The sequence below is a fragment of the Actinomadura sp. 7K507 genome (genome assembly GCF_004348425.1).
In the GTDB taxonomy this organism is placed as follows: domain Bacteria; phylum Actinomycetota; class Actinomycetes; order Streptosporangiales; family Streptosporangiaceae; genus Spirillospora.
Map to the genome: position 1 here is coordinate 1 of NZ_SMKK01000439.1, position 3255 is coordinate 3255.

The window sequence follows — 3255 nt, forward strand, 5'->3', positions numbered from 1 at the left end:
GCCCCGACCCTCGCCGGACTGCCCGCGCTGGTGGAGACGGCCCGGGAGTCCGGCAACCCGGTCACGCTCACCACCACCGGCCCGGTGGACGAGCTGCCCCGCCCCGTCCAGCTCGCCGGGTACCGGATCGTCCAGGAGAGCCTGTCCAACGCGCGCCGGCACGCGCCGGGAGCCGAGGTCGCCGTGCGCCTGGGCATCGGAGCGGACCTCGTCGAACTGGAGATCACCTCCGGTCCGCCGTCCCGTCCGGCCGCCCGCGCGCCGGGGCCCAAGCTCGGCCTGTCAGGGCTCACCGAACGCGTCGCCGCCCTCGGCGGCGAGCTGGACGCCGGACCGACACCGGACGGCGGGTTCCGTCTCGGGGCCACCATCCCCCGCGGCTTCGAGGGGGCCCGCGATGCCGCCCGGTGACGGCATCAACGTCGTGATCGCCGACGACGAGCGCGTCGTCCGCGACGGGTTGCGCGCCATCCTCGAAACCCAGGACGACATCGCCGTCACCGGCACCGCCGGAGACGGCGACCACGCCCTGCGGCTCTGCCGCGACCTGCGTCCGGACGTGCTGCTTCTCGACGTGCGCATGCCCGGACACGACGGCCTGTGGACGCTCGGCCGCCTCGCCCGCGACGAGGCTCTGGGCCCCGGCGGCACCCGCGCCCTGATGCTGACCACCTTCGACCTGGACGAGTACGTCGACGAGGCGCTGACCCTGGGAGCCAGCGGCTTCCTGCTCAAGAGCAGCTCGTACGAGGAGCTCCTGGCCGCCGTGCGCGCCGCCGCCGGCGGCGACGGCGCGCTGAGTCCCAGCGTCGCCCGCCGGGTCATCGACGGCTACGCCGCGCACCGGAGGGCCAGGCGGGCGGACCCCGCCGATCTGGCCCGCCTGCACGGCCTCACCCCACGCGAGAACGACGTCCTGCAGCTCATCGGGGACGGCCTGAGCAACAGCGAGATAGCGGCACGGCTCGTCGTGTCCGAGCACACCGTCAAATCCCACGTCAGCCGGATCCTCGGGAAGCTCGAACTGCGCAGCCGGGGCCAGGCCGCAGCGCTGTCACGCCGTACCCGCCCCTAGCCGTACCCGCCCCTAGTCCTCCTGGCCGATGTCGAACTCCCAGTGCCACGGTTCGTACGGACTGCTGTAGGCCCAGTCGGGGTGGATCCAGTCGTACTTCTCGGAGTTGTCCTCCAGCCACTTGAACTGGGGTGAGTCTTCGTTCTGGACGCCGTCGCAGAAGTCGACGGCGACGCCGATGCCGTGCTTGCTGTTGCCCGGCCGGGCGGCCATGCCCGGGGACATGCTCTCGTACAGCTCTTCCTGTTTCTCGTAGCTGCGGTAGGAGCTGCGCACGCACATCTGCTCGCCGAAGCGCTCCTCGTACGCCACGTTGAGCTTGTAGAAGGCCACTGCGGCGTCGGCCCGCAGGAACTCGTCGTCCTGGGGCAGCGGGCAGAGTTCCTTGGTCGGGATCCGGCCGTTGGAGTACCCGTGGTCCGTGGCCTCGGACGGCTTGCAGTCGTCCGGCGGCTTGCTCGGGGCTTTCTCGGCCTCCTTGGAGGCGGATCGTTCGGCGCGGTCCGCCGAGAGCTTCGCCGGGCCGGGTCCGGCGGAGCCTCCCGAGCCCCCCGAGCCTCCGTCCAGCGGCGCCAGGGCGACGGAACCGGCGAACAGTCCTGCGAGAACGACGCCCATGACCGGCGCGTGGTTCTTGTTCTTCTTGGCGTGCCGACCTATCACGGCATCTGCTCCTTCCATGCCGCCTACCGGGTTAGCTGACGGATTCGGGCATGGAAGTCGCCCTACGACCCCACTCGCGTGGCGAGGAGGCGTCGATTCACCCCTGCGAGGCGGCACAGGCCGATCGGCCTGGACGACACTCGCGCTGGTTCCCCGGCTCCGCGCTGGTCGCGGACTCGGCGTTGCAAATTCCGGCAGACGGTACCAAAAGCCCAAGAGATTGCAAACTAGACACCAAGTGCCTTGACCTGGCGAAACATGCCGGTGGCGCTACGATCCGCCCCGCACAGGACCGGTTCATGGGCCCTCGCCGGTTGTCGCGTCGATGGCCTCCAGCGTATGGCCGTCGCGGACGTAGAGGATTCCGGACGACACGATGACGGCGTCGTCGACGTCCATGTCCCGGCGCCAGCGTTCCCGGCCGGTTCGCGCGTCGAGGGCGATGAGCGCGTTGTCGTCCGGCCGGAACCGGCGCTGCCTGAAGGACGCGATGTAGGCGGTGCGGTCGTCGGCCCAGGCGACGTCCGCGCGTGAGCCGGTTCGCTCCCACCATCGGCGGTGGCCGTTCGTGAGGTCGATCGCGGACATCGCCGTCCGCACCGTGGTGCGGAAAAGCCCGTGCTTGGTGTCGTTCCACCACACGTAGGCGGTGCTTCCCACCACGAGGAACTCTCCGGAGCCCCCCGTCTTGAGGGCGGACGTCCAGCGCCGGCGCCCGTCCTTGGTGTCAAAGGCTTGGAGCCCCTCGTCGCCGAGCACGTAGAGGCGGGATCCCGCGGCGGACATCTCGAGACCGGTGCCGCCGAGTTCGAGGTCCGATTCCGGGAACCGGACACCCCACCGTGAACGACCCGTGCCGGCCTCGTACGCGCGGACCCGGTACCGGTCGTCACCGCCACGGACGACCGTGTAGACGTTCGTGTCGTCGGCCGCCATCGCCCTGACGCTCTCCGTGGGGATGCGCCAGCTTTCACCAGAGCCGATCGCGATGGAGACCAGGAACTGTTCCTTCGACCGGTTCGCGCCGCGCTCGACCACGCTGACTCGGCCACCGCCGACAGTCAGGTCGTTTCCGCAGGAACTCAGCCCCAGCGTCTTGCTCCAGAGCGGCTTCCCGGCGGCCGCCCCGAAGGCAGAGAGTCGCAGCCGGCCGGGAGCGTCCCCTTGATCGACCTCCTCCGCCACCATGACGCGGCCGGCGGGGTCCGGTCGTTCCGTCAGGCAGCCGTCCTCGCTCACCGGGACCTGCCAGCGCCGTCTCCCGGAGCGCGCGTCGAGGGCGCTCAGCCGGCCGGCGCTCCGGACGAGGAGCACGCCACCGTGCAGTCCCCCGGCCGCCTCTTCCGCGCCGCTCTTGGACTCCCAGCGTCGACGGCCGGTCCGCGCGTCGTAGGCGGCCGTACCGTCCGCCTTGCCCACGTACACCAGCCCGTCGGCCACGACGGCACGTCCGCGTACGTCGTCGACGGACCACGGCCTGAAGCCCGCGCCCTGTCCCCCGTCCCGCGAGTTGAGGA

Annotated in this window: 3 protein-coding genes, 1 pseudogene and 1 riboswitch; of the genes and pseudogenes, 2 read left to right on the forward strand and 2 right to left on the reverse strand. The window is 71.0% G+C overall.

The annotated features are described in order from the left end of the window. Positions 1-411, forward strand: a pseudogene (locus E1285_RS46260) (sensor histidine kinase); the annotation flags it as partial. Beyond that, entirely contained in the window at positions 398-1075 is a 678-nt protein-coding gene (locus tag E1285_RS44045) for a response regulator transcription factor (RefSeq protein ID WP_132160854.1), read from the forward strand. The pseudogene E1285_RS46260 and the gene E1285_RS44045, both read left to right, overlap by 14 nt. Before the next feature lie 12 nt (positions 1076-1087). On the opposite strand, the gene E1285_RS44050 is transcribed toward E1285_RS44045, so the two are convergent. Then, complete coding sequence (locus E1285_RS44050) at positions 1088-1738, reverse strand: M15 family metallopeptidase (protein ID WP_243723474.1); 651 nt, start codon at positions 1736-1738, stop codon at positions 1088-1090. Positions 1739-1744: 6 nt separating this feature from the next. Continuing rightward, a riboswitch (cyclic di-AMP (ydaO/yuaA leader) is annotated at positions 1745-1930 on the reverse strand. A gap of 105 nt (positions 1931-2035) precedes the next feature. Further along, a partial coding sequence (locus E1285_RS44055) for a PQQ-binding-like beta-propeller repeat protein (protein WP_132160856.1) occupies positions 2036-3255 on the reverse strand: 1220 nt, incomplete at its 5' end.